22 protein-coding genes and 1 other annotated feature are annotated in these 22274 nt (G+C 44.8%); of the genes, 11 read left to right on the top strand and 11 right to left on the bottom strand.

The window, feature by feature from the left end:
- The 4 genes from BN1002_RS08980 to BN1002_RS08965 all read right to left on the bottom strand — a co-directional run bounded on the left by BN1002_RS08980 (position 1) and on the right by BN1002_RS08965 (position 5827).
- Complete coding sequence (locus BN1002_RS08980; RefSeq protein ID WP_048824667.1) at positions 1-1212, bottom strand: MFS transporter; 1212 nt, start codon at positions 1210-1212, stop codon at positions 1-3.
- A 34-nt stretch (positions 1213-1246) separates the two neighbouring features.
- Positions 1247-2182, bottom strand: coding sequence for a carbamate kinase (gene arcC / locus BN1002_RS08975; RefSeq protein ID WP_048824666.1), 936 nt, complete (start codon positions 2180-2182; stop codon positions 1247-1249).
- Between the two features lie 460 nt (positions 2183-2642).
- Positions 2643-3995: a PstS family phosphate ABC transporter substrate-binding protein gene (locus tag BN1002_RS08970; protein WP_231575007.1), complete on the bottom strand. Its 1353-nt coding sequence runs from the start codon at positions 3993-3995 to the stop codon at positions 2643-2645.
- A gap of 323 nt (positions 3996-4318) precedes the next feature.
- Complete coding sequence (locus BN1002_RS08965; protein WP_048824664.1) at positions 4319-5827, bottom strand: carboxypeptidase M32; 1509 nt, start codon at positions 5825-5827, stop codon at positions 4319-4321.
- A gap of 560 nt (positions 5828-6387) precedes the next feature.
- On the opposite strand from BN1002_RS08965, the gene BN1002_RS08960 reads away from it, so the two are divergent.
- From BN1002_RS08960 to BN1002_RS23675, 3 genes are all read left to right on the top strand, one after another.
- Positions 6388-6726 (top strand): DUF948 domain-containing protein, encoded by a 339-nt coding sequence (locus BN1002_RS08960; RefSeq protein WP_048824663.1) that lies wholly within the window; start codon positions 6388-6390, stop codon positions 6724-6726.
- A gap of 92 nt (positions 6727-6818) precedes the next feature.
- The gene (locus BN1002_RS08955; protein WP_048824662.1) at positions 6819-7754 is read left to right on the top strand and encodes a VanW family protein; all 936 of its coding nucleotides are present in this window, start codon (positions 6819-6821) and stop codon (positions 7752-7754) included.
- 57 nt (positions 7755-7811) lie between these two features.
- Complete coding sequence (locus BN1002_RS23675) at positions 7812-8048, top strand: hypothetical protein (RefSeq protein ID WP_148362750.1); 237 nt, start codon at positions 7812-7814, stop codon at positions 8046-8048.
- 12 nt (positions 8049-8060) lie between these two features.
- Here BN1002_RS23675 and BN1002_RS08950 read toward each other — a convergent pair whose 3' ends face one another.
- Positions 8061-8888, bottom strand: coding sequence for an STAS domain-containing protein (locus tag BN1002_RS08950; protein WP_048824661.1), 828 nt, complete (start codon positions 8886-8888; stop codon positions 8061-8063).
- A 169-nt stretch (positions 8889-9057) separates the two neighbouring features.
- Here BN1002_RS08950 and BN1002_RS08945 point away from each other — a divergent pair, with 169 nt between their 5' ends.
- The gene (locus BN1002_RS08945; RefSeq protein ID WP_048824660.1) at positions 9058-9393 is read left to right on the top strand and encodes a DUF3243 family protein; all 336 of its coding nucleotides are present in this window, start codon (positions 9058-9060) and stop codon (positions 9391-9393) included.
- Positions 9394-9533: 140 nt separating this feature from the next.
- Here the strand turns inward: BN1002_RS08945 and BN1002_RS08940 are convergent, their stop codons facing one another.
- Complete coding sequence (locus tag BN1002_RS08940) at positions 9534-10373, bottom strand: C40 family peptidase (RefSeq protein ID WP_048824659.1); 840 nt, start codon at positions 10371-10373, stop codon at positions 9534-9536.
- Positions 10374-10885: 512 nt separating this feature from the next.
- On the opposite strand from BN1002_RS08940, the gene BN1002_RS08930 reads away from it, so the two are divergent.
- Positions 10886-12022 carry a TIGR04053 family radical SAM/SPASM domain-containing protein gene (locus BN1002_RS08930; RefSeq protein WP_048824657.1) on the top strand — a complete coding sequence of 379 codons (1137 nt, stop codon included), beginning with the start codon at positions 10886-10888 and terminating at the stop codon, positions 12020-12022.
- Positions 12023-12091: 69 nt separating this feature from the next.
- On the opposite strand, the gene BN1002_RS08925 is transcribed toward BN1002_RS08930, so the two are convergent.
- Positions 12092-12685, bottom strand: coding sequence for an HAD-IA family hydrolase (locus tag BN1002_RS08925; protein WP_231575006.1), 594 nt, complete (start codon positions 12683-12685; stop codon positions 12092-12094).
- 75 nt (positions 12686-12760) lie between these two features.
- On the opposite strand from BN1002_RS08925, the gene BN1002_RS23670 reads away from it, so the two are divergent.
- Together BN1002_RS23670 and BN1002_RS23665 are read left to right on the top strand one after the other, a co-directional pair.
- Positions 12761-12910, top strand: coding sequence for a hypothetical protein (locus BN1002_RS23670; protein ID WP_156129706.1), 150 nt, complete (start codon positions 12761-12763; stop codon positions 12908-12910).
- Between the two features lie 36 nt (positions 12911-12946).
- Complete coding sequence (locus tag BN1002_RS23665) at positions 12947-13120, top strand: hypothetical protein (RefSeq protein ID WP_156129705.1); 174 nt, start codon at positions 12947-12949, stop codon at positions 13118-13120.
- 234 nt (positions 13121-13354) lie between these two features.
- Here BN1002_RS23665 and proS read toward each other — a convergent pair whose 3' ends face one another.
- Positions 13355-14785 (bottom strand): proline--tRNA ligase, encoded by a 1431-nt coding sequence (gene proS, locus BN1002_RS08920; RefSeq protein WP_048824656.1) that lies wholly within the window; start codon positions 14783-14785, stop codon positions 13355-13357.
- 133 nt (positions 14786-14918) lie between these two features.
- Positions 14919-15132, bottom strand: a binding site (T-box leader).
- Positions 15133-15922: 790 nt separating this feature from the next.
- Between proS and corA the strand changes: the two genes are divergently transcribed.
- Positions 15923-16876, top strand: coding sequence for a magnesium/cobalt transporter CorA (gene corA, locus BN1002_RS08915; RefSeq protein ID WP_048824655.1), 954 nt, complete (start codon positions 15923-15925; stop codon positions 16874-16876).
- Between the two features lie 100 nt (positions 16877-16976).
- Here corA and BN1002_RS08910 read toward each other — a convergent pair whose 3' ends face one another.
- Positions 16977-17291, bottom strand: a complete 315-nt coding sequence (locus BN1002_RS08910; RefSeq protein WP_231575005.1) for a hypothetical protein — start codon at positions 17289-17291, stop codon at positions 16977-16979.
- A 332-nt stretch (positions 17292-17623) separates the two neighbouring features.
- On the opposite strand from BN1002_RS08910, the gene BN1002_RS08900 reads away from it, so the two are divergent.
- From BN1002_RS08900 to BN1002_RS08890, 3 genes are all read left to right on the top strand, one after another.
- Positions 17624-18652: a M42 family metallopeptidase gene (locus BN1002_RS08900; protein WP_442853412.1), complete on the top strand. Its 1029-nt coding sequence runs from the start codon at positions 17624-17626 to the stop codon at positions 18650-18652.
- A 383-nt stretch (positions 18653-19035) separates the two neighbouring features.
- Positions 19036-20307 (top strand): dicarboxylate/amino acid:cation symporter, encoded by a 1272-nt coding sequence (locus tag BN1002_RS08895; RefSeq protein ID WP_048824652.1) that lies wholly within the window; start codon positions 19036-19038, stop codon positions 20305-20307.
- A 134-nt stretch (positions 20308-20441) separates the two neighbouring features.
- Complete coding sequence (locus BN1002_RS08890; RefSeq protein ID WP_048824651.1) at positions 20442-20642, top strand: CsbD family protein; 201 nt, start codon at positions 20442-20444, stop codon at positions 20640-20642.
- Between the two features lie 69 nt (positions 20643-20711).
- Here BN1002_RS08890 and BN1002_RS08885 read toward each other — a convergent pair whose 3' ends face one another.
- On the bottom strand, positions 20712-21257 hold the full coding sequence (locus BN1002_RS08885; protein ID WP_052445627.1) for a M15 family metallopeptidase: 546 nt from the start codon (positions 21255-21257) through the stop codon (positions 20712-20714).
- Between the two features lie 64 nt (positions 21258-21321).
- Positions 21322-22050 carry a GDSL-type esterase/lipase family protein gene (locus tag BN1002_RS08880; RefSeq protein ID WP_048824650.1) on the bottom strand — a complete coding sequence of 243 codons (729 nt, stop codon included), beginning with the start codon at positions 22048-22050 and terminating at the stop codon, positions 21322-21324.
- Between the last annotated feature and the right edge of the window lie 224 nt (positions 22051-22274).

The following is a 22274-nucleotide window of genomic DNA, read 5'->3' as shown; positions in this document are numbered from 1 at the left end:
TTAAACCTGGGCTTCCTTTGGCATTTCCTTCGTGAACGCCATCGCCAGCAATCCGATGGCCATCATAATGATCGCGAGGATAAAGCCTGTTTTCATCTCACCGGTAATATCAACTAGGTACCCTGTAATATACGGGGCAATAATAGATGAAAGCATTCCGGCAAAATTGTAAATACTGAACATTGTTGCATAAGCCCTTTTGGAAACGTTCCTTGCCATGAAGGAAAGAAGCACCGGATCCAAAGCCAGCTTACCTGTAAAGCCATAAATAAGGAGAGCAATCACCAGCATAGTCTTGTTATCAATGAAAGCAACCGCACATACCGAAACGATCGCAATCGGGACAAGTAAAAATATAATCGGCTTTTTCCTGCCGAGCCTGTCCGAAAACATACCAAACAGGATTGCGGCTGGAATGGAGGCCCAAGGAATCAAGGAGGATATGTATCCTACTTCACTTCCATGAAATCCCCTTTCCAATTGTAAATATTGAGGCAGCCACGTAATAATCATAAAAAACCCATACAAGGAACAAAAATTCATGATGAGTATGATCATGACATTACGATTTTTCAGCTGTTCCCAAATATTCACTTTCTCATGGCCCGGCTCCTTCGTTATGTCTTTCAGTTGCGGATTTGGACGAAGCATGAACCAGATAAGTCCCGCGGCCAATAACGTTGGAATGGTCATTAAATAAAACGGGACACGCCAGCTCATTCCGAGTTCCAGTGTAAAATAGCTGGACAGCATGTAACCGAGTGAAATTCCCAATGCCATACCGCTGTTAATAATCGCCGTTCCAACTGTCAAATGCTTCTCTGGAATATTATCTGTTGCGACAGCATAGGAAGGGCCGTAATAGGTACCCTCCCCTAACCCTGTCACAAACCGGAGAAGCAAAAACATGAAAAAGCTTGTCGCAAGCCCAGTCGTACCAGTCAGTAAACCAAACAGGATAAACCCGGGCACAAGGATCGTTCTTCTTCCATATCGGTCACCCATTGTCCCGGACGGGATTTGGGCAATCGCGTAGGCGATAAAAAACACACTGTTTACAAGACCAAGCTGGGCATTCGTCAGGCCAAATTCCTCAGCTAGATGGGGCATGACCGGATTGAGTATTGTCCGGTCAGCATACATCAGTACCCAGCCAAGGGTGAAAACAGCAACAATTTTCCACCAAAAGGGGATGAATTTTTTATGTTCCATACCATACCTCCCGCGCTGACAGCGCAAACATCACCTACAGAACGAGGCGTGTGCCTGTTTTGCCGTTAAGGGCATCCTGCAGTTTATCTATGGAGGTGATGACTACATTTTTCCCGCCTTTTTCAAGGAAATAAATTGCAGCTTCAATTTTCGGCCCCATGCTTCCTTTAGGGAACTGGCCTTCATCCATATATTTCTTCGCATCTGCAATAGACAGAGTAGAAAGGTTTTCCTGATTTGGTTTACCGAAATTAACGGCTACTTGTTCCACGCCTGTCAGAATGAATAGGTAATCGGCTCCAACTTCAGCTGCAAGGAGCGCACTTGCAAAATCTTTGTCAATAACTGCTTCTGCGCCTTTCAAAATTCCGTTAGTTTCTACTACTGGAATTCCGCCGCCTCCGGCAGTAATGACCGTAACTCCACTCTTTAAAAGAGCTTCAACAGCATCCTTTTCAACAATCTTGATTGGTTTTGGGGACGGAACTACCCTGCGGTATCCGCGGCCGCTGTCTTCGATATAAGAGAATTCCTGTTCTTTCAATGCTTCATCAAGCTGTTCCTGTGTATAAAATGGCCCGATTGGTTTTGTCGGATTGTCAAACGCCGGGTCTTCCTGGGAAACGACAGACTGGGTAACGATAGAAGCGACTGTTTTATCAATGCCGCGTTCTGTCATCCTGTTTTTCAGGGCCTGCTGGATTAAGTAACCAAGGTTCCCTTGTGTTTCTGCGTCACAGACATCTAGCGGATATGGAGGAATAACGCTTGAAGCCATATGTACCTTAATGAGCGTATTTCCTACCTGTGGACCGTTTCCGTGTGTGATGACAACCTCATTGCCCTGCTCAATCAAATCAAGAATCATGTCGCAGCTTTCAGCGATATTTTCCTGTTGTTCCACGATCGTACCTTTTTGACCTTCTTTAATAATCGCATTGCCACCAATGGCAAGAACAATTTTATTCATACTAGCACCTCTTTGCTGATATAATTTTCTTTCAAACGCTCCATAGATTAGTGTAAATTTCATATATTCTGTTTTCAAATTAACAAAGGGTTAAAACTTTTCAGTTTTAACAGGTGAAGGATTGCGAAAAGATTGCAGCCCACTTTAAGCTGTCATCATCTTACTGTGCGAAACTCACCAAAAATAGCGCCATGGCAAGGAAAACGGTTATGACTTGTCTCTACCCTGCCAAAATAAAAACTATGCAGAATTTTGTCGAAAAAGTGAACTTTCTTTTCCACTATGCCATTACTTTTTCCTATTTTAAAAAAGCAATTCCTAAGAAAACAAATAGACCAACTAAAAACGAAATAAAAATGCCACCCTCGATGTAAAGGTGGCATTTTTACAAATATGGGATTGGGAGTAGCTGGCCAGTTCTTTTTTCTTAAACATCTTCATAGCCAGGACCACTTCCAATTTATCTATTTTTTAGAGGTATATAACCTACATCTTGTATGAGTTTTTGGCCTTGGGGGCCTTGCATCCAGCTGAGGAAAGGCTTGATTGTTTGTTTTGGGTTATCCTTTAGCGTAATGGCATAAAGGTTCACTACATATGGGTACGTTCCGGATTGAATCGTTGCTGCGCTCGGCTCAATGCCATTGACCGCAAGCAATTTTATTTCCTTATTCGGATTCATGCCAGTAGTAAAAAACCGAAATGAATACCCAATTGCGTTCTGGTAGTTCCTGTAGTCGGCAACCTCTTCCACGATATCGCCCATACCCCTGACTTCCTCCTTTAAGGGTTCCATGAGGGGCGCTTCTTTCATGATAAGCTGCATGATTGTTTGCGAACCCGAGCCTTCAGGCCGCTGAAAGGCCCTGATCTTTCCGTTTTCTCCGCCAGCTTTGCCCCAATCCGTTATCTCCCCGGAATAAATCCCTTTGATCTGATCGACGGAAAGAGTATTAACTGTATTTTTACTGTTCACGAAAAAGACAAAGGCTTCCTTCCCGATTGGCGTCAGGACCAATTCCTTACCCTGGGATTCCGCCATCCTTTTTTGTTCCTCGGAAGGCTGCGCCCCAAAGAAAATATCTACCTCACCCGATAATAAGCGTTCAAAAGCATAAATTGTATTTGTGAAGCTGACAATTTCCCCCTTCTCATTCCCGTCATTCTTCGAGGCTATGTCTTTATAAACTGCATTCGCAAATGCCGCATACACAGGATATGCAGCTTCTGCTCCATCGAGGACAGGCATCTCTTCTTCTTTTTCTATCGTAAAAGCAGAAGGTTCATTGAGCTTTGGCAGCCGATTCGATTTGTTCGTAACATAAAACGGGCTTAAATCAACGCTTGAATAACCATTTTCGTACTTGAACCCATAGGAAGGCAAAACTTTCTGGCTTTTTTGCCAAAGTATTGCCGCTGAAACAGCCAGGCAAACTGCAACAGATAAGACTCCACCTATTAACGCTATCCAATTTGGGCCATTCTGTCGATTAAAAGAGAGATACGCCCCTTGGAATCCAAGAAAATAAGCGAACGGCGCCATGAAGGTAAGCATGATTTCACCGCCCTGAACACTTAGGAAACTATTCGGCAGGAACGGGAAAAACAGGAAGATAAAGACTGCCCATAAATCATTTCCAAAATGCCCTCTAGTCGCTAACATTAGGACAGTGGCGGCAAAAACAGTAAGGAACAAAGGCAGAAAAACAGGGAAATGCTTTTTAAACAACGTTATATCCTTACGATCATTTTTAGCGAAATATAAACCCGCCACAATCCCTCCGGCCAAAAATCCAGCCACCCCGATGAACATCCCCGCCTCCCCGACCGACACCGCTAGATACCCAAAAGTCATTGATAGTATCACTGGAAAAATAACATAAAATACTCCTACAAGAAACAGAATCCTCCGCATGACCGCTCATCCCCCACTTCACTTTAGTGTAATTTTACACTAAAGAAACAACTAATTTCAATCTTTAATTTGGTATAATTTTCTTGTTAACGGAAATTTTCTTGCTTGAAAACCACCAAATTTCAGATAATGTTAGACGACGGGTTCGTTTTTTGAATAGGTTGATTGAAGCGGAGACCATAAAAAAGAGAGCCCGCTATTTTGCGTGCCCTCTCGTTCAATTAGGATAACTTATAAATCTCCGAATACTTTGCTTCAAGATACTGAGCTAGGTAATCAGCATTCAATTCTTCTCCTGTTACTTTGACAATTAGTTCATTTGGCCTGTAAAGAGAACCGTACTGGTGGATTTTCTCATTCAGCCAGCCCATGACAGGCGCGAAATTCCCTTCAGCGATAGCCTCTTCGTATTCAGGCACTTCCTTCCTGATCGTATTGAGGATTTGTGCGGCGTACAGATTGCCAAGAGAGTAGGATGGGAAGTAGCCAATGCCGCCGAATGACCAATGGACATCCTGGAGTACGCCTTCCCTGTCTGTTGCAGGCGTGATTCCCAGATATTCTTCCATTTTGCTGTTCCAAACGGAAGGAAGTTCTTGAACCTCAAGTTCCCCAGCCATTAGCGCTTTTTCAATTTCATAGCGCACCATTATATGCAAATTGTACGTCAGCTCATCTGCTTCAACCCTGATAAACGAAGGCTCAACTGTGTTAACCGCGCGGTAAAAATCTTCCTCGCTGACGTCTCCGAGCTGCTCCGGAAAGTACTCAACAAGCCTCGGGTAAAAATAGCTCCAGAATGCCTTGCTGCGCCCAACCATATTTTCAAGGAACCGGGACTGTGACTCATGGATTCCAAATGAAGTCCCTCCAGCAAGGACGGTCCCGTCATATTTTAGATCGATATTTTGCTCATAAATACCATGGCCGGCTTCATGGATTGTTCCGAACAGTGCGGAACGGACATTGCCTTCCAGGTATCTTGTAGTTAAGCGGACATCACCAATCGTAATTGATTGTGCGAATGGATGCACCGTTTCATCAAGCCTGCCCGCTTCCATGTCAAAACCGATAACAGGCAAAATAAAGCGGTTGAATTCCTTTTGTTTTTCAATAGGAAAATTCTGTTTGAAAATTTCTGACGGCGTCTGATCTGGCGATTTCTTAATCCTCTCCAAAAGCGCCACGCTTGTGTCACGCAGCTTTGAGAAGATCGGGTCAAGTTGGGCGACCGTCAGGCCTGGTTCATATTCATCAAGCACAGCATCATATGGATGTGCTTCATAGCCGTATATCTCGGCGAATTTGCGCCTGAATGCAACGATTTTTTCAAGATATGGCGCAAAATGGCCAAAGTCGTTATGCTCCCGCGCATGCTCCCACGCATCATTCGCCTGGGCAGTCAAGATGGCGAATTCTTTAAAATCCTCAGCCGGAATTCTTCTTGAACGATTATATTCTTCTCTTCGTTCACGAACTTGTGCTGCTGTCATCTCATCGAGTTCCGCAGATTCCGTTTGTAATTCTTCAAGCAGCCTGCCCATCTCATCTGAAACGGAAAGCTTGAATGCTTCCGTCCTCAATGTGCCGATTGCCTTGGCAAATTGAGAGCGCCCTTTTTTCGGAGCCATTACTTTCTGATCCCAATCAGCAAGGCCGGATAAGCTTTGAAAATGGGTTATCTTTTCGTCAAGTGCTTTAAAGTCCTGGATTGCTTTCTGTCTATCCATCCCATTATTCCCCCTTTGAAAATTGCTGCCCCTTTTTCTTTATGGTGCTGCTTTCCCATTATAACCGTTTTTTCCCTGTGCTCCAAAAAATAACTTAAATTTTCAAACCATTTAGGTTGCAATAAAGATTGGTATACAAACGGTAACGTTGTGGTTGATATCCGCTCCGGGCATTTCGCTTTCCGCGGGGCATCAGTGGAGCCTCCTCGGAGCAAAGCTCCTGTGGGGTCTCCCCTTGCTGCTCTATCCCGCAGGAGTCTACATGCCTGAGCTCCAATCAACCAGCTTTGTCAAACAAATTAGTGTAATTATTAAGATCTACCCATATATATTCTCATATCGAAACGGGCGAAACGGCCGTCCAAAGTAAAGTATATAAATCGCTCTGCCTGACGTAAGTGTCTCTAAGCCGGTTACGTTTTTGAATACTAATAGCTCTTCCTTCTTGCCTTTACGATTGTGTTCTCGTGATAACCTTTTTTCTGGAATTACATCTGTATTAGTTAGGAAACCTATTTTTGGGGTAAAAATAAAAAAACGACTGTGGGAGGAATAACTGTATGTGGATCGTTTATTTGAGCATTGTGGCCATAATTGTCTCACTTGGCTATCTCGGCTTTAGCGCCTTCAAAACTTTCAAGGAAGCAAAACCAGCCATCAACAGGCTAAACGAAACCGTCGCAAGAGTTCAGCAAAAGGCAGATACGCTTAAGGTTGAGTCAGCCGCACTTTCAGAAAGCCAGCAGGACCTAATAGAAGATATTAATTATAAAAAGCAGGCGGTTACCTTTACAGTAAATGCAGCTAAACGGACTGCATCCTCCTTTAAGAAACTTTGGAAAATCAAGCCTTTGGCAAAACTGTCAAGAAAGAGAAAGACGAGAACCCCTGCTTATTAACCTTCTCGAGAACCGGTTGGATCCCTCCATCCGGTTTTTTTCATGAAAAAAGCTTCCATCATCCATACTATTGGAAGGAGGGAAGCCGCACGATGATCCTTAATTTAATCCTGTCAGTCATGCTGTCATTATCACCAATCTTACAGCCTGCCTCACTTACCTTTTTCTCGGACGGTAAGGAAACAGCTTCAGTAACAAGGGAGGAAATGGCCCTTCTCCCTTTCCCAGGAAGTGCGTTTCCGAGTCCGGAATTTATTGATAAGTTCATTCGCGACTTAAAAACAAAGGTTGATACTCCACCGAGGGATGCAGGGATCTCCATGGATGGGACGCTTTTGCCTGAACAAACAGGCAGGGAGCTGGACCGTAGCAAAATGGAATATATCCTTTACTCTTTCTTCTACAAAGGCAAGCCTTTAATCGCGGACATTCCGTACCGGCCTGTTTACCCCAGGGTCGACAGCGAACTTTTGGATTCCATCAGAGCGATGTTGATCGGCAGGTATACCACTTTCTTCAACCCAGGCAATCGAGAGAGGTCCCATAATATCCATCTCGCTGCTGAAACATTAAACGGCAAGATCGTCTTTCCAGGCGAAACCTTTTCTTTTAATAAGGAAATTGGAAAAAGGACTGCCGCGAAAGGCTATTTAAAAGCACCGATTATAGTAAGGGGAGAACTTTCCGAAGGGATTGGCGGCGGTATCTGCCAGGTATCCTCGACTCTGTTTAATGCTGCCGACCATGCCGGCATGTCGATTGTCCAACGCTATTCGCATACTAAAACCGTTACTTATGTGCCTTCCGGGAGGGATGCAACGGTCAGCTGGTACGGTCCGGACTTTAAATTCAGGAATCCTTACAGCCAGCCTGTGCTAATCCGGGCAAAAAGCCTTGGTAGCACTTTGTCGGTGTCACTTTATTCCGCTGCCTCAATTGATTTCCGGCCGAGGAGCATTCCCGGCGCCCCTGCCCTTTTACCGGAAGAAATGCCGTTTAAAATGCTCGAAAAACAGCCCGGCTCTTAAAATGCCGGGCTGCTACACTTTATCTTAGGCTCAGTTAAAGGGAAGTGTTGATTTTCGTTGAAGTTGATTGGGATTGGAACGGAAGGGACTGACTCCGGCGGGATGCAGCGGCACGTGGAGACCCCACAGGCGTCTATGACGCCGAGGAGGCTCCATAAAGAATGCTCCTGCGCCACAGACTATTCGGGGAAGTTAATCTTCAGCTCGTCGCAAAGCTGCACGAAGCAAATTCATGTAGATGCTTCGCCCCGCGGAAAGCATGTCCCCGGAGTGCAAATCAAAAAACAAGTATAACAAAGCTTTTTCTTAAAAAAATTCCAGTTCTGAAAGTGCCTGTTCAAGGCTGCTGTATATCGAAATTCCTTCAAGTCTAATGCCAAGGTTAATAAATGTCTGGCTGATTTCGCCTTTCATTCCGGTTATGACTGGCTTTACGCCAAGAAGGTTCAAGGAACGGATCAGTTTGAACATGACTTCAATTCCAATTAGATCCACCTCATGCACACCAGAGAGATCAACCACGAGGGTTTCTATCCTCTTCTTGACACATGTATCAAGCGAATCAACAATTAAGGTTTCCGAACGCAATTCATTAATTTCACCTATTAAGGGCAATATCGCCACTTTTGGGGAAATCGGAACGATCGGAACAGATATTTTCAAGTATAATTCCCTGGATTCCTGGAGAAGTTTTTCTGCATTTTCTGTAAAAGCCGTGCTGAATCCATGAACCATCATATTGAAAATATGATCGGTTTCCATGATGACTTCAAGGAGGTCTTCCTGTTTGATTTGAAGTTTCTTCCCCTCCTTCTGCAAATAAGACCAAATGACATTTTTGTAGACGGAAACCCCTTTGATTGTATTACCCAGATCTCCATTGTGTTCCACTGACCTGGTACCGACCATTTCGCCCCACTTAAACGCGCTTTCCTTTACATCCTTATCATTGAGCCCGCCAAGGACAATCTTGACGAGTTGTTCAAAATTTGCCCTTGCATATAATTTCTCCTCCTCGCTTCGGAATTCGAAATGGTAGAATTCCTTCATTTTCGTAACGAGTTCAGTTGTAATGTCACTAATGTTCTCTTCAATTTTTTTACTGAAATACGTTTTCACTTGTTCAATTTCCATAATGGCCAATCTCCTAAACAATGTATTAAATTGACAATACCATTTTACTCTCTTTCTGCAAAGTAATGAGGCGCCTTTAAGTTTATTTCCCATTATTCCCAAATTATAGTTTGAGTGTTACTGCCGGAGGTATAGTAAAGGGAAGTCATGTTATGGAGGGTGAAACACGATGAATAAGGACCATGCGATGCATAAAGACGGAGATTTTGAGACATCGAAAGTAGACGAGGTAGTCGAGCGTATTGACGAGGATAAAATGTATGAAAAGCTTCAGGATTTCAACGAATTCAAAGCTTATTTAAACAAACGGATCGAACTTGGAAAAAAGCTTGGCCTCGATGAGGAACAGCTTGCGGTTGGAGCACAGAAAGTGGCGAATTTCCTTGCGGATAATGCAGTCCCTCAAAATCGGGAGGAAGCCCTGCTAATGGAATTATGGCAGGCCGGCAATGAAGAAGAGCGCCATATGCTCGCACACATGCTCGTAAAATGGGCTGATTCCTGATAAAAGCTAGGAAACAATTATAACTAATACTAGACCCCAAAAAACACCGGCTGAAAAAACTGCCGGTGTTTTTCTAATGTATGAGGTTTTACCCTATAATGTTTGGGTAAGGATATAATATGAAACTATGAACTTTTCTATTATAGAGCCGTACGAGCTCCAAGGTATCTTGGCTTCCAATAGCTGTTGGACATATCGGAAATTACAACGCCATTTGAAGCGGCATTAATGAATTTATTGTTTCCAAGATAAATGCCAACATGCGAAGGACCCGATTTATAAGTTGTAAAGAATACAAGATCACCAGGCTTTGCAACGGAAACTGGCTTTGTAGCAGTCCAGATGGTTGATGTCGTCCTTGGGATGGAAACGCCCACTTTTGCAAAAACATACTTCACATACCCGCTGCAGTCGAAACCGGCAGGAGTATTGCCGCCCCACGAATATGGTGTGCCAAGATATTTCTTCGCTTCATTAATAACGGCGGTCGCTGTTGAAGTAGTCGGAGCCGTAGTTGTAGTTGTGGTAGTAACGTTTGATGAAGTCGTAGTGGAAGCAGCAGCTACTGCGGTAGATGAAGTGCCGCTTACTTTCAGGACTTGTCCAACACGAATAAGGTCGCTAGTCAACCCGTTCAGTGATTTAAGTGCATTGACTGTAGTGCTGTATGTTCTAGAAATCTCCCACAGAGTGTCTCCTGATTTTACTGTGTATGTTGCAGCCGCAGGAGCTGGCGCCGCTTTTGGAGCTTCACTTGCTTCAGGGGCTTCTACAGATAGTTTTTGATTTACTAAAATGAGATCACTTGATAGATTGTTCCATTGTTTAATTTGTGAAACAGTCAGATTGTAATTTTTTGAGATTCCCCAAAGTGTGTCACCTGATTTGACTGTATATAATTCAGCGGCGCTTGCTTGGCCGTTGAAAGTTCCGAATAGGATTCCTGCCGCCATGGCTGATGTAATTAATTGTTTTTTCATGGTGTCATCTCCTCGTTTGTTTTGCCTTACTCATCATAGTACATGGTTAAACCTTTAAAACACCCCTAAATTATGGACCCATTGGAAAATTCCTCATCTACAGGAAAGTTATTCCCTCTTTTTTACAAAACAATATTTTCCTCTTTTTCTAAGTATTCATGGATATACCGCCAATTTTTGGCCAGATTGGAAGTTGCATTGTAACATTGCTGTAACATATTTTTAATATTAAAATCTGGCAATTTTCGAGGTTTCTTGCAAAAGAGTTTCTTTTTTTGGCACAGGAATGTAGAAATATCGTAACAAAGCTTCGATTCTTCCACCTTGCGGAATCTTATAATTAACTTATAGACCATCATGATTATGTTGCTTTCTCGATGAACCTGAATCATGACAAAATTATAAAGAAAAGCATGGTGATAAGAATGCAAGGAATGGGACATCCACATGGAATGGGACACCCTCAGTCAAAAGGCCACCCCGGAGGACATCCAGGCGGCCATCCGCATAATATGGGTCTCGGACCATCCATCGACTATGATGAGAATCCGTTTATCGTGATTTGGGAAGTAACAAGGGCATGCCAGCTTAAGTGCGTGCACTGCCGGGCAGATGCCCAGCTTCAGAAGGATCCGCGCGAATTGACACACGAGGAAGGTATTAACCTGCTTGATCAAATTTATGATATGGGCAATCCGATGCTTGTTTTCACAGGCGGAGACTGCATGATGCGCGAAGATTTAATGGAGCTAGCCGATTATGCCGTCAAAAAAGGTATGCGAGTCTCCATGGTTCCAAGTGCGACGGACAATGTGACATTAGAGAAAATGAGGCAGGCCAAGGAAGTCGGCCTTTCACGGTGGGGCTTCAGCCTGGATGGTCCGACGCCGGAAATCCACGACCATTTTAGGGGCACCCCCGGGTCCTTCGATTTAACTTTGGAGAAGATCAAATATTTGAATGAACTTGAAATGCCGCTTCAGATCAACACAGTTATTTCTCGTTACAATTATGATGCGCTTGAGGAAATGGCAAAGCTGGTCGGTGAACTGAAGGCTGTCATGTGGTATATTTTCTTGCTTGTTCCAACAGGCCGCGGCCAGGAAGATAAGTGCATCACTCCTGCTGAACACGAAAAAGTATTCAGGTGGCTGTATCAGCTTAGTAAAACTGCCCCGTATGATATCAAAACCACTGCTGCCCAGCATTACCGCCGGGTTGTCCTTCAGGAAAAGGCACGCGACCATAAGATTGAAAAAGGTGAAATCCGTTACGAAGATACAATGACAATGGATCAGGAAGGCATCATCGACGGACTGAAGCGCGCGCCAAAAGGAGTAAATGACGGGAATGGCTTCATTTTCGTTGATCACATCGGAGACGTCCTTCCGAGCGGGCTTCTGCCGATTGTCGTCGGCAACGTGCGTGAAAAGCCGCTCGCCGATATTTACCGGAACTCCGAAGTATTGAAAAACCTCCGCAGCCCTGACAAATATAAAGGGAAATGCGGCGTTTGCGAATACAATAAAATTTGTGGCGGATCCCGTTCCAGAACGTATGCGGTCACCGGGGATTATATGGAAAGCGAACCGTATTGCGTTTATATTCCTATGGCTATGCGCAAAAAAGAAGCGCCTGTCGCTCCTTAAAAAACATAAATAAAAAGAGAGGCGGCATTCCTAAATGGAGAAGCCGCCGCTCTTTTTTTGCACAAAATATTATTTTACATATGGCAATATAACCGAATTGAATTCCCTGAAATCATCAAGGTAAAAATCGGCCTCTGACTCGTGGTTTTGAAAGGAGACTGTCTTAATTCCAAGCCTTCTGGCAGGCTCGAGGTCAATGGCGCGGTCACCAATCACAAGGTCAAGGCCGTATTTTTCGTGTAAATATTTATACGATTCAGGGTCGGGTTTGCGGGGGAACCCATCTTCTTTCCCGACAATCTCTGTGAAGAATTCCCTAAGATTATAAAAACGGAGTGCTTTTTCAACGTCTTCTTTTTCCTTATGCGTCATGATGACATTGCAATCCGCCTCTCTTAAGACATCAATCACCCCCGGGAACGGGATGAATTCTTCAGGCTTCATCCCTCTTACCTTTTGCAAATATTTACGGCTTTGCTCTTCACTGATTTTAAAAAACCTGAACGCATGGCCGAACGAGACTTTTAACTGTGCGAGCGTCTCCTCCTCCGTATGCCCATCCCCCAATGTTTCCATTAAAGCTTTCGTATAAGATGGATAAGTATTGCAAATGGTTCCGTCAAAATCCCAAAGTATATTCACATTTTCCACTCCTTTTATCATTGGCGCTTCCTATGGATAATTAATTACCCCAAATTTGGGTATATAAATACTAAATCCGCTGAATGGAGGGTGACTATGCAGAAAGCAGCAAAAGCGGGTCTGGCCGCGTTGATTCTTGCCTTTGGGCTGGCGGGCTGTTCTTCAGATGATAATAAGGAAAAGCCTGTAGTGAATGAAGATGGAAATAAGCAAAGTGAACGCGATTCGAACGACACAGGAAAATAATCAACTCGCCAGTTTTTTGCGTTTAGGAGGGGTAAAATGAATAAAGATCGTAAAGAAAAAGATGCGCACGATTTGCCAGATGAGCAAATCGCTGAAAACCTGACCGATTTAGTCAGCATCATCAACGCCAAGGGACATACGAAAAGAATCGAAAAAATCATTGACGAAAACCCTAGTTGCTGTGATGATGACGACTCGAAAAGTGAATAAATGAAAAACGATCCCGCCTGTGAGAACACCGCAAGCGGGGTCGTTTCTTTATTTCTCAATCTAAATATCCTTTTGCAAAAGTGACCCTCGTTTCGCTTTTTCGCTTAAAACTCTGTTGGGCAGACGACCATTGTCCTGCTTTTTCCCCTTAAAATACTAGGACCCATTCGGCTACAGTTCCGGCTTTCCCCTATATATACTCTGACCCGAACATCTACTGTCCCGGCTTTTCCTTTAATATGCTTTTGCCCAGACAACCATTGTTTCAGCTTTTTCCCCACAGCACACACAGGAGTCGGCCACTTTTTCCTGTTCAAATGGAATACAACGCGAAGTGGCGCCTGTTTCCTCTTTGATTTTATCCTCGCACTCCCTTTTCCCGCACCACATTGCTTTGATCATACCTGGATTTTTTTCAAGGCTTTCCTTGAATTCTACCAGGCCTGAAGCTTTCGAAGTCTTCTTTTCAAGCAGATCTTTTGCACGGTTATAGAGATTTCCTTGGATTTCATCCAGCAATTGTTCAAGCTTGCTTTCTAGTTCCTCCAAGGCAACAAAAGCCTTTTCCCCCGTATCGCGGCGGACGAGCACGACCTGATTTTTTTCAATATCCCGCGGACCAGCTTCCAACCTCACTGGTACGCCTTTCATCTCGTATTCATTGAACTTCCAGCCCGGGTTTTTGTCACTCGCATCGATGCCGGTCCTGAACGTCCCTGAAAACTGCTCTTTCAGTTTATAAGTAAAGTCGAGAACACCTTCTTTGTGCTGTGCAACCGGGACGATCATGACTTGTGTCGGCGCGGCTTTTGGCGGAATAATCAGCCCTCGGTCATCCCCGTGGACCATGATCATCGCCCCAATCACTCTTGTCGTGAAGCCCCACGACGTTTGGTGGACATGCTGCAGCTTCCCTTCCCTGTCAAGGAATTGAATGCCGAACGCTTTTGCAAAACCATCACCTAAATGATGCGAAGTCGCGGATTGCAGCGCCTTTCCGTCATGCATCAGACTCTCTACCGTGTACGTGAATTTCGCGCCCGCGAACTTTTCCTTCTCCGTTTTTTGCCCTTTCACGACCGGGATGGCGAGAACATTCTCAAGAACATCCGCATAAACATCGAGCATCCTTTTCGTCTCTTCATGCGCGTCTTCATCTGTCTCATGCGCGGTATGCCCTTCCTGCCAAAGAAACTCAAGCGTGCGGAGGAATGGCCGTGTCGTTTTTTCCCACCTGACCACATTCGCCCACTGATTATACAGCTTCGGCAGGTCACGGTAGGAATGAATGATGTTTTTATAATGCTCGCAAAACAGAACCTCGGACGTCGGACGGACGCATAACCGTTCCGCCAGCTCCTCGGAGCCGCCGTGCGTCACCCATGCAACCTCGGGTGCGAACCCGGCAATATGATCCTTTTCCTTTTCAAGCAGGCTCTCGGGTATAAACAACGGCATATACACATTCTCATGCCCGGTCGCCTTGATCAGGCCGTCAAGTGCACTCTGAATATTCTCCCACAGCGCATACCCGTATGGTCGGATAATCATCGAGCCTCTTACGGACGAATAATCCACCAAATCCGCCTTCGTCACCACATCCGTATACCACTGCGCAAAATCAGTCTCCATCGCTGTAATACTCTTCACAAAATCCTTCTCCATACATCTTTCACCCTCTTTAAATTAAATTAATACAATTTGGAATGAAGCAGGAGGACGGTGCTAGAGCTTTTTCACCCTACCCTCTTGCCGCTTGCCTGGTTCATGAAAACACAAAAAGGCCATGAATCCCCATAAAAGGGACCATGGCCTGGCGGTACCACCCTCATTCGCGGGACACTCACCCGCGCTCCTCTTGTGTAACGGCACATACCGCTGTATCTTCACTTCGATCTGATACAGAACTCCGGGGCAGGTTCAAATGGGCATCCTGAAAGCCTCTCACCAACCGGCTTCCTCTCTGGACAGGAGTGCGGCACCAATTTACTGGTCCCCTTCAACGTTTTTTAGGTTATTTTTTGAAAATTATATATAGTAGCGCTTGCAAAGTCAACTTTTCCACGGAAAATTTAAGTGCCAATAATTTTTAAGGACAGGTTGCGGGCAAAACGCTGAGGGTCTGTCCCAATCGCAAGCACATTGGGACTGGCCATCGCCGGAACGCTGAGGCTCTGTCCCAATCGCAAACAAATTGGGACTGGTCATGAGCAAATCACTTAGGTTCTGTCCCAATCGAAGGCACATTGGGACTGGTCATGGGCTAAACGCTGAGGCTCTGTCCCAATCGCTAACACATCGGGACTCGTCATGGGCTAAACCCTGAGGTTCTGTCCCAATCGAAGGCACATTGGGACTGGTCATGGGCAAAACGCTGAGGGTTTGTCCCAATCCCGAGCACATTGGGACTGGCCATCGCCAGAACGCTTAGGGTCTGTCCCAATCGAAAGCACATTGGGACTGGTCATGCGCAAAACGCTGAGGTTCTGTCCCAATCGAAAGCACATTGGGACTGGCCATCGCCAGAACGCCGAGGTTCTGTCCCAATCGAAGGCACATTGGGACTGGTCCTGGGCAAATCGCTTAGGTTCTGTCCCAATCGCGAACACATTGGGACTGTTGCCGGAAATACGCTAGGGTTCTGTCCCAATATCAAGCACATGAAGACAGGTTACGGGCAATACGCTAAGCTCCTGTCCAGCTCCCTCCCCACTACCTTCACTCCCATCCTCCAAAGCCGGAAATTTTGCCGGCGCCCCGATTTCCGTTATGATGGAGAAAAAACTTGCCAAGGAGAAAGAAATGATACGGACGATTTCTTATCACAAGAGCGGGCAAATGGCGATGAATCAGCCAGTGGAAGTGCTGGCAGGGGAAAAAGCAAATTCCTGGCACTGGATTGATTTTAGCAGCCCCTCGGATGATGAAGCACAGAAACTTGCGGACCCGCTGAAGTTCCACCCCCTCGCTATCGAGGACTGCATGCTCAAGCTGCAGCGCCCTAAACTTGATTACTATGATGGCTATACATTTTTTGTTGTACATGCGATCAATCCGGAGACACTGGAGAAAGAGGAAGTGGATATATTCCTTTCCGAAAACTACATTGTCACCTTTCATAAAGATCCTTCGCGGGAAATAAATGAGGTATGGAATCGGGTCGCTGCATCCAAGGACTCTAATGAATGGTCTCCCTCGTTGATCCTTTATCATATCCTTGATCAATTGGTGGATAATTATTTCCCGCCCCTTTACGCCATTGAAGACCAGCTGGATGAGATGGATGAAACCTATAGCGGTGGGTTTACGGAGGATTTATTAAAACAGGTGTTTGAAATCCGCCAAAGCCTGCTTTTGCTTCGCCATACTGTCACCCCGACGAGGGATTTGATTTATCGGATGATGAATTCGCAAAAGCTTTCAGTACTGCAAAACAGGCAGGCCTATTATTCGGACATCCATGATCATTTATTAAAATTGACTGATATGATTGACTCTAACCGCGAGCTGACGAAAGATATTAGGGACAGCGTCCTTTCCATGAATTCGTATGAAACGAACCGGGTAATGAAGGTATTGACAGTGATTACTGTGATTTTCATGCCACTCACATTCATTGCGGGCATTTATGGAATGAATTTTGACAATATGCCAGAACTGCATTGGAAATACGGTTATTTTGTCTCGCTGGGCACAATGGCCATTATCGCGCTAGGCATGTTCGCCCTTTTCTGGAAAAAAGGCTGGTTCAAATAATCCCAACTCAACAGAAGCACTTTTTTGCAAAACAAAAGGCTGCTCCCATAACGGGTGCAGCCTTTTAAAAATAAGTATAATAATAGCAAAAACAGAACATTTATTTCTCCCAATCTTTGTATTCCACTTTTCCACCTGTCAAATCAATCGTATTCCACTCGCCTTTGTAATATAGCTTCCCATTTTCCTCGACAAGAAGCTTTTCAAAAGTGAAAACCTTTTTTCCATTCGGAAGGACAACCACAACTTTTTTACCATTGTCGATTTGAGGCGCCTCAATCTTGATTGTACTTTGGGCATATCTGCTGAACCCCACCATCATCCCGATCATGCAAAGCAGGAATACGGACATGGCGATCCATCTGTACATATTGAATCTGCTTGGCTTCAAATGACGCATTTCGTACCTAGTCACTAAGTCTCCCCCCCACATTTCATTTATTAGCAGCCTGCCACCAGCCTGGCAAAAGCTTTGCATTCAAAGTATTACCCTGAATTCAAACTATTTAATCAATCTTGTTAAAGATTTCCCGCTCTAACAATGTATGCAGCCGATTTGCCGATTGAACCAGGAACCGCCAGACAGCAGAAATTTTACTTACTTTGGCTGCGGACTGATGTATAATTGTTAAAGGTGTCATTTCAGCGAAAATCGGTGAAAGCCCTTCGTTTTTGAGCGAATCCTGATACATGAAACTGAATATAAAGAGAGGAGTTAACCCTGTGGAAAAACGGTATTCTGAAGAAATTGTAGACAGTTTAATAAAGCTGGTTTCCATTGCGAGCCCGACAGGAAATACGAGCAAAACAATCGAATTCGTTGAGGAATTTTTGAAAAAGCAAGAGGTCATCACAAAGCGGAATCGAAAAGGCGGCTTGATCGCTACCCTGCCCGGGAAGGACGACAGTAAACACCGGATGCTAACGGCCCATGTAGATACACTTGGCGCGATGGTAAAGGAAATCAAGCCAAGCGGAAGGCTGAAAATCGACTTGATCGGCGGATTTACTTTTAATTCTATTGAAGGTGAATACTGTACAATTGAAACGGCCTCTGGCAAAACCTACACAGGCACGATTTTGATGCATCAAACTTCTGTACATGTTTACAAGGACGCCGGCAAAGCGGAGCGGAACCAGGCCAACATGGAAATTCGGATTGATGAGAAGGTACATAACGCTGATGAGGTAAGGGCTCTCGGGATTGAAGTCGGGGATTTCGTTTCCTTCGATCCGCGTGTGGAAGTAACCCCTTCCGGCTATATTAAGTCCCGCCATCTTGATGACAAAGCAAGTGTCGCCATCCTGATGCAGTTGATTAAGAGAATAAAGGAAGAAAAGATTGAACTTCCTTATACAACCCATTTCCTCTTTTCCAACAATGAGGAAATTGGCTACGGAGGAAATTCCAATATTCCGCCTGATACGGTTGAGTATCTCGCTGTCGACATGGGTGCAATGGGCGACGGGCAATCAACAGATGAATATACAGTCTCAATCTGTGTCAAGGATGCGAGCGGACCTTATCATTACGCGTTAAGAAAGAAGCTTGTCAGCCTTGCAAAAGAAAACGGCATTTCTTACAAGCTCGATATCTATCCTTACTACGGTTCTGATGCGTCCGCCGCCATCCGGTCAGGAAACGATATCGTTCATGGCCTTGTCGGGCCTGGTATTGATTCTTCCCATGCATTTGAAAGAACGCATACCTCGTCTCTCGAGCAAACCGCCAAGCTTCTGTTTGCATACATGCAGTCAGAAATGACATATGAATAGAAGCAAAAAGCGGCACTATAGAGGTTAAACATAATAATTTCACCTATTTAAGTAGAATAGCTGGTTGATTGGAGCTCAGGCATGTAGACTCCTCGAAAATGCAAACGCATTTCCTTCGTGCAAAGGCCATTCGAAGAAGCTGCTTGTCCTGCGGGATGGAGCGGCAAGTGGAGACCCCACAGGCGCTAGCGCCGAGGAGGCTCCACTGACGCCCCGCGGAAAGCGAAATGCCCGGAGCGGAAATCAACCACAATGTTCCTGTGTGGATACCAATTTTTATTTCAACCTATAAAGATATACAACTTTATTAAAAATGTCTTTACAGCATCGCTTGCAGGCCTTATGATTACTATTATTTTTGTTATTAAAGGAAGGGTTGTCAGATGGTTTCCATTCTTAAAAGCTATAAAACATCCGTCATTTTGCTAGCGGCCTTAGTTGTCGGCGGCGCCGCAGGGCTGATTTTCGGCACGGATGCCGCGGTTGTCAAACCGCTCGGGGATTTATTCCTTAATCTTATGTTTACGATCATTGTTCCACTAGTATTTTTTAGCATTGCATCCGCAATTGCCAATATGAGCGGCATGAAGCGTCTCGGCAAGATCATGGGCAGCATTTTCCTTGTCTTTTTCATCACGGCTGCCATTTCCGCGGTTGTTGGATTCATCGGAACGACGATCGTCAACCCGCTTGAAGGCACTGATATTTCGTCGGTGAAAAATTTGATGGAGAGCACAGAAGCCCAGGATCAAACAGAGCCTCCTTCACTTGCAGCGCAACTCGTGGCTACAGTCTCTGTACCTGATTTCGCTAATCTGTTCTCTAGAAGCAACATGCTACAGTTAATTGTTTTCTCTGTTATTTTCGGATTGGCTACAGCCATGGCCGGCGATCGCGGCAAGCCAATCGCTTCGTTCCTTGCCTCTGGTTCTGAAGTCATGATGAAAACTGTAAAAATCATCATGTATTATGCGCCAATCGGGCTTGGTGCTTATTTTGCAGCAGTCATCGGTGAACTTGGCCCGCAAATCCTGGAAGGCTACTTGCGGACATTCCTGTTGTATCTTGGCTTGTCTATCGTGTACTATTTCGGATTTTTCACCCTTTATGCTTTTATTGCCGGCGGTTCAACCGGAGTGAAGGTTTACTGGAAAAACGTCATCACGCCTTCCGTCACAGCAATCGCCACATGTTCAAGTGCCGCCTGCATTCCTGTAAACCTTGAGGCGGTAAGAAAAATGGGCGTACCAAAGGATATTGCTGAAACGGTTATCCCGCTTGGGGCAAACACACATAAAGACGGTTCCGTGTTCGGCGGCGTTTTGAAAATCGTCTTCCTGTTCGGCCTATTTGGCAAGGATATGACGAGCCTTTCAAGCATCGTAAGCATTCTCGCCGTTTCTTTCCTTGTCGGCGCCGTTATGGGTGCAATCCCAGGAGGCGGCATGATTGGAGAAATGCTCATTATCAGCGTCTTCGGCTTCCCGCCTGAAGTATTGCCAATTATCGCAGTCATTTCAACGATTATCGACGCTCCGGCAACGCTGCTGAATTCAACCGGGAATACGGTGTGCGGCATGCTCGTATCGCGTCTTGTTGAAGGGAAAAACTGGATGAAAGCCTCATTGAAAACGAAAACTGATTTTGCCTCCTAAAGTGCCCTGTTTCATTTACTCTTTGGCAAAGCAAAGTTCTGACCAAAAAAACCGGTCCTTTTCTGGATCGGTTTTATTTTTGCTTAAAAGGGTAAAGAAAAGTAAAGCCAGAATAAACAAAGGAGGCTGCAACAATGAATAATGAAGAATCTAAAGGCACATGGGATCAGCTAAAAGGAGAAGCGAAACGGGCCGCGGGGAAAGTTTCCGGAAACGAATCGCTTGAGGCAGAAGGTAACATCGACAAAGGCAAAGGTACTTTAAAGGAAAAGTATGGCGGAGCGAAAGAAAAGCTTGCCAGCGAATTTAATAATACGATTGATAAAACGAGATAATATCCTAAAAAGAACAGCCGCCCTGTAAAATGCGCGGCTGTTCTCTTGTCCATGTTGGAAACTGTTTCGCTACTGGCTGCCCGGCGGCCTTTTGCCACGCTGCAAGTCGCTAATGGAAAGGCCGAAAGACATCTGGAGGTGGGGATAATCTTTAAAGTTTTCCCAGTCCCCGCCCCACTCAAAACCAAGACTTTTAGCGATTGAAGCCACTTCTCCCCAATCTCCCTTGCTGTTTCCATTCATATCATAACTCCGGTCCCATATAAGGCTGCCGTTGGGCCCCTTCAAAGCAAAATCGACCGCAAGCCCATAATTATGGTAAGATTCCCCACCTTGAGCGTACGTGACAATATTCCCCGGCTCGGTACGGCCTTTTGCAAATAATTGATTTTGGGATTCAATGCTTCGGAAATCTTCCACCAACTGAATGGTGATCCCCTTTTCGGCGGCAATCCTAATTAGCTCGCCCGCCTTTTCAGCAACAACAGGATGCAACCCTGTCGGCATCGGTGCGTCCTTGCCATCGTCAAACCCCGGGTAGCCAAGTGCTCTCCAGATTAAAAGCAAAACCGCCGCAACGGAAGCGACGGCCGCAATTTTCTTAGCAAATTTCATTGTCTTCTCCAGTACAAGTGTCGTTTTATACTTCTATTTTACGTTTTACTTGCCTGGAATCAAATTATTTATTATTTCCAAATGAGTATTCCTGCAAAATTCTTTCCTCAAGCAATTCATATCCATTCTTGTTTAAATGCAGGGCGTCACTAAAATACTGCTTTTTTTCTTTTCCTTTGAACAAATCATTTGTCGGAATATAGGTGACGTTCCGCTCTGATTTCAGGAGTTCGATTGTCGCTTTGTTCCATTCGTCAAACAGAGGCTCAATCTTGTCTCCTCCTTCAGGAAAAGGATTGTAAAGCCCAATAACGAGAATCGGCGCTTCCGAGTTGGATTTTCTAAGGATGTCGAGAATCATTTTGACATTCCGAAAATATCGCTCTTTCCCCTTCTCGATCCTTGCCTTATCAATTTTTTTCAAATTGCCCCCGTTACTGTTGATGAGATCATTTGTTCCAATATATAAAATAAAATAATCCGCTTTTTTTAATTTAACCGCTGTGCTTGGAATGGCCAGTTCCTTGAGAACTCCGGCGGATTCCCGCCCCTTCACGCCATGATTTTCAACGATGAATTTTCTTTCCGGGTACTTTTTATTGAGCTCCCTTTCAAGCTTCCCAACGTATCCTTGCTCTTTCCTGTCCCCTTGGCCGTATGTCAGAGAATCGCCAAACGCCATAATAAATGACTCGCTGCCGCGATCCTTCCCATAGTTGGCATAGACTGCATAAGCGGTAACTGCAATACCAATAAAGATAATCCCTACGACTAAAAACCTTCTAAACTTCATAAAACCACACCTTGTCTCAAAAATGTCTTTAACTAAGTATTACTTTATACCCTCTCTAAGCGCTTATATTCATGGGTCAATAGGAGTTGGGAAATACGTAAATTCAAACTCTTCTAACAATTTTTATTGGATTTTTACTATAAATGCTGTATAATGAAGTAGAATACTAAAATTTCATCAACTTTAGAATCGGCTGCCAACTTATTCCTACGGCAGCTTTTGTC

This window comes from Bacillus sp. B-jedd (genome assembly GCF_000821085.1).
GTDB lineage: Bacteria > Bacillota > Bacilli > Bacillales > Cytobacillaceae > Bacillus_D.
This window is presented reverse-complemented; position numbering and strand designations above follow the sequence as displayed.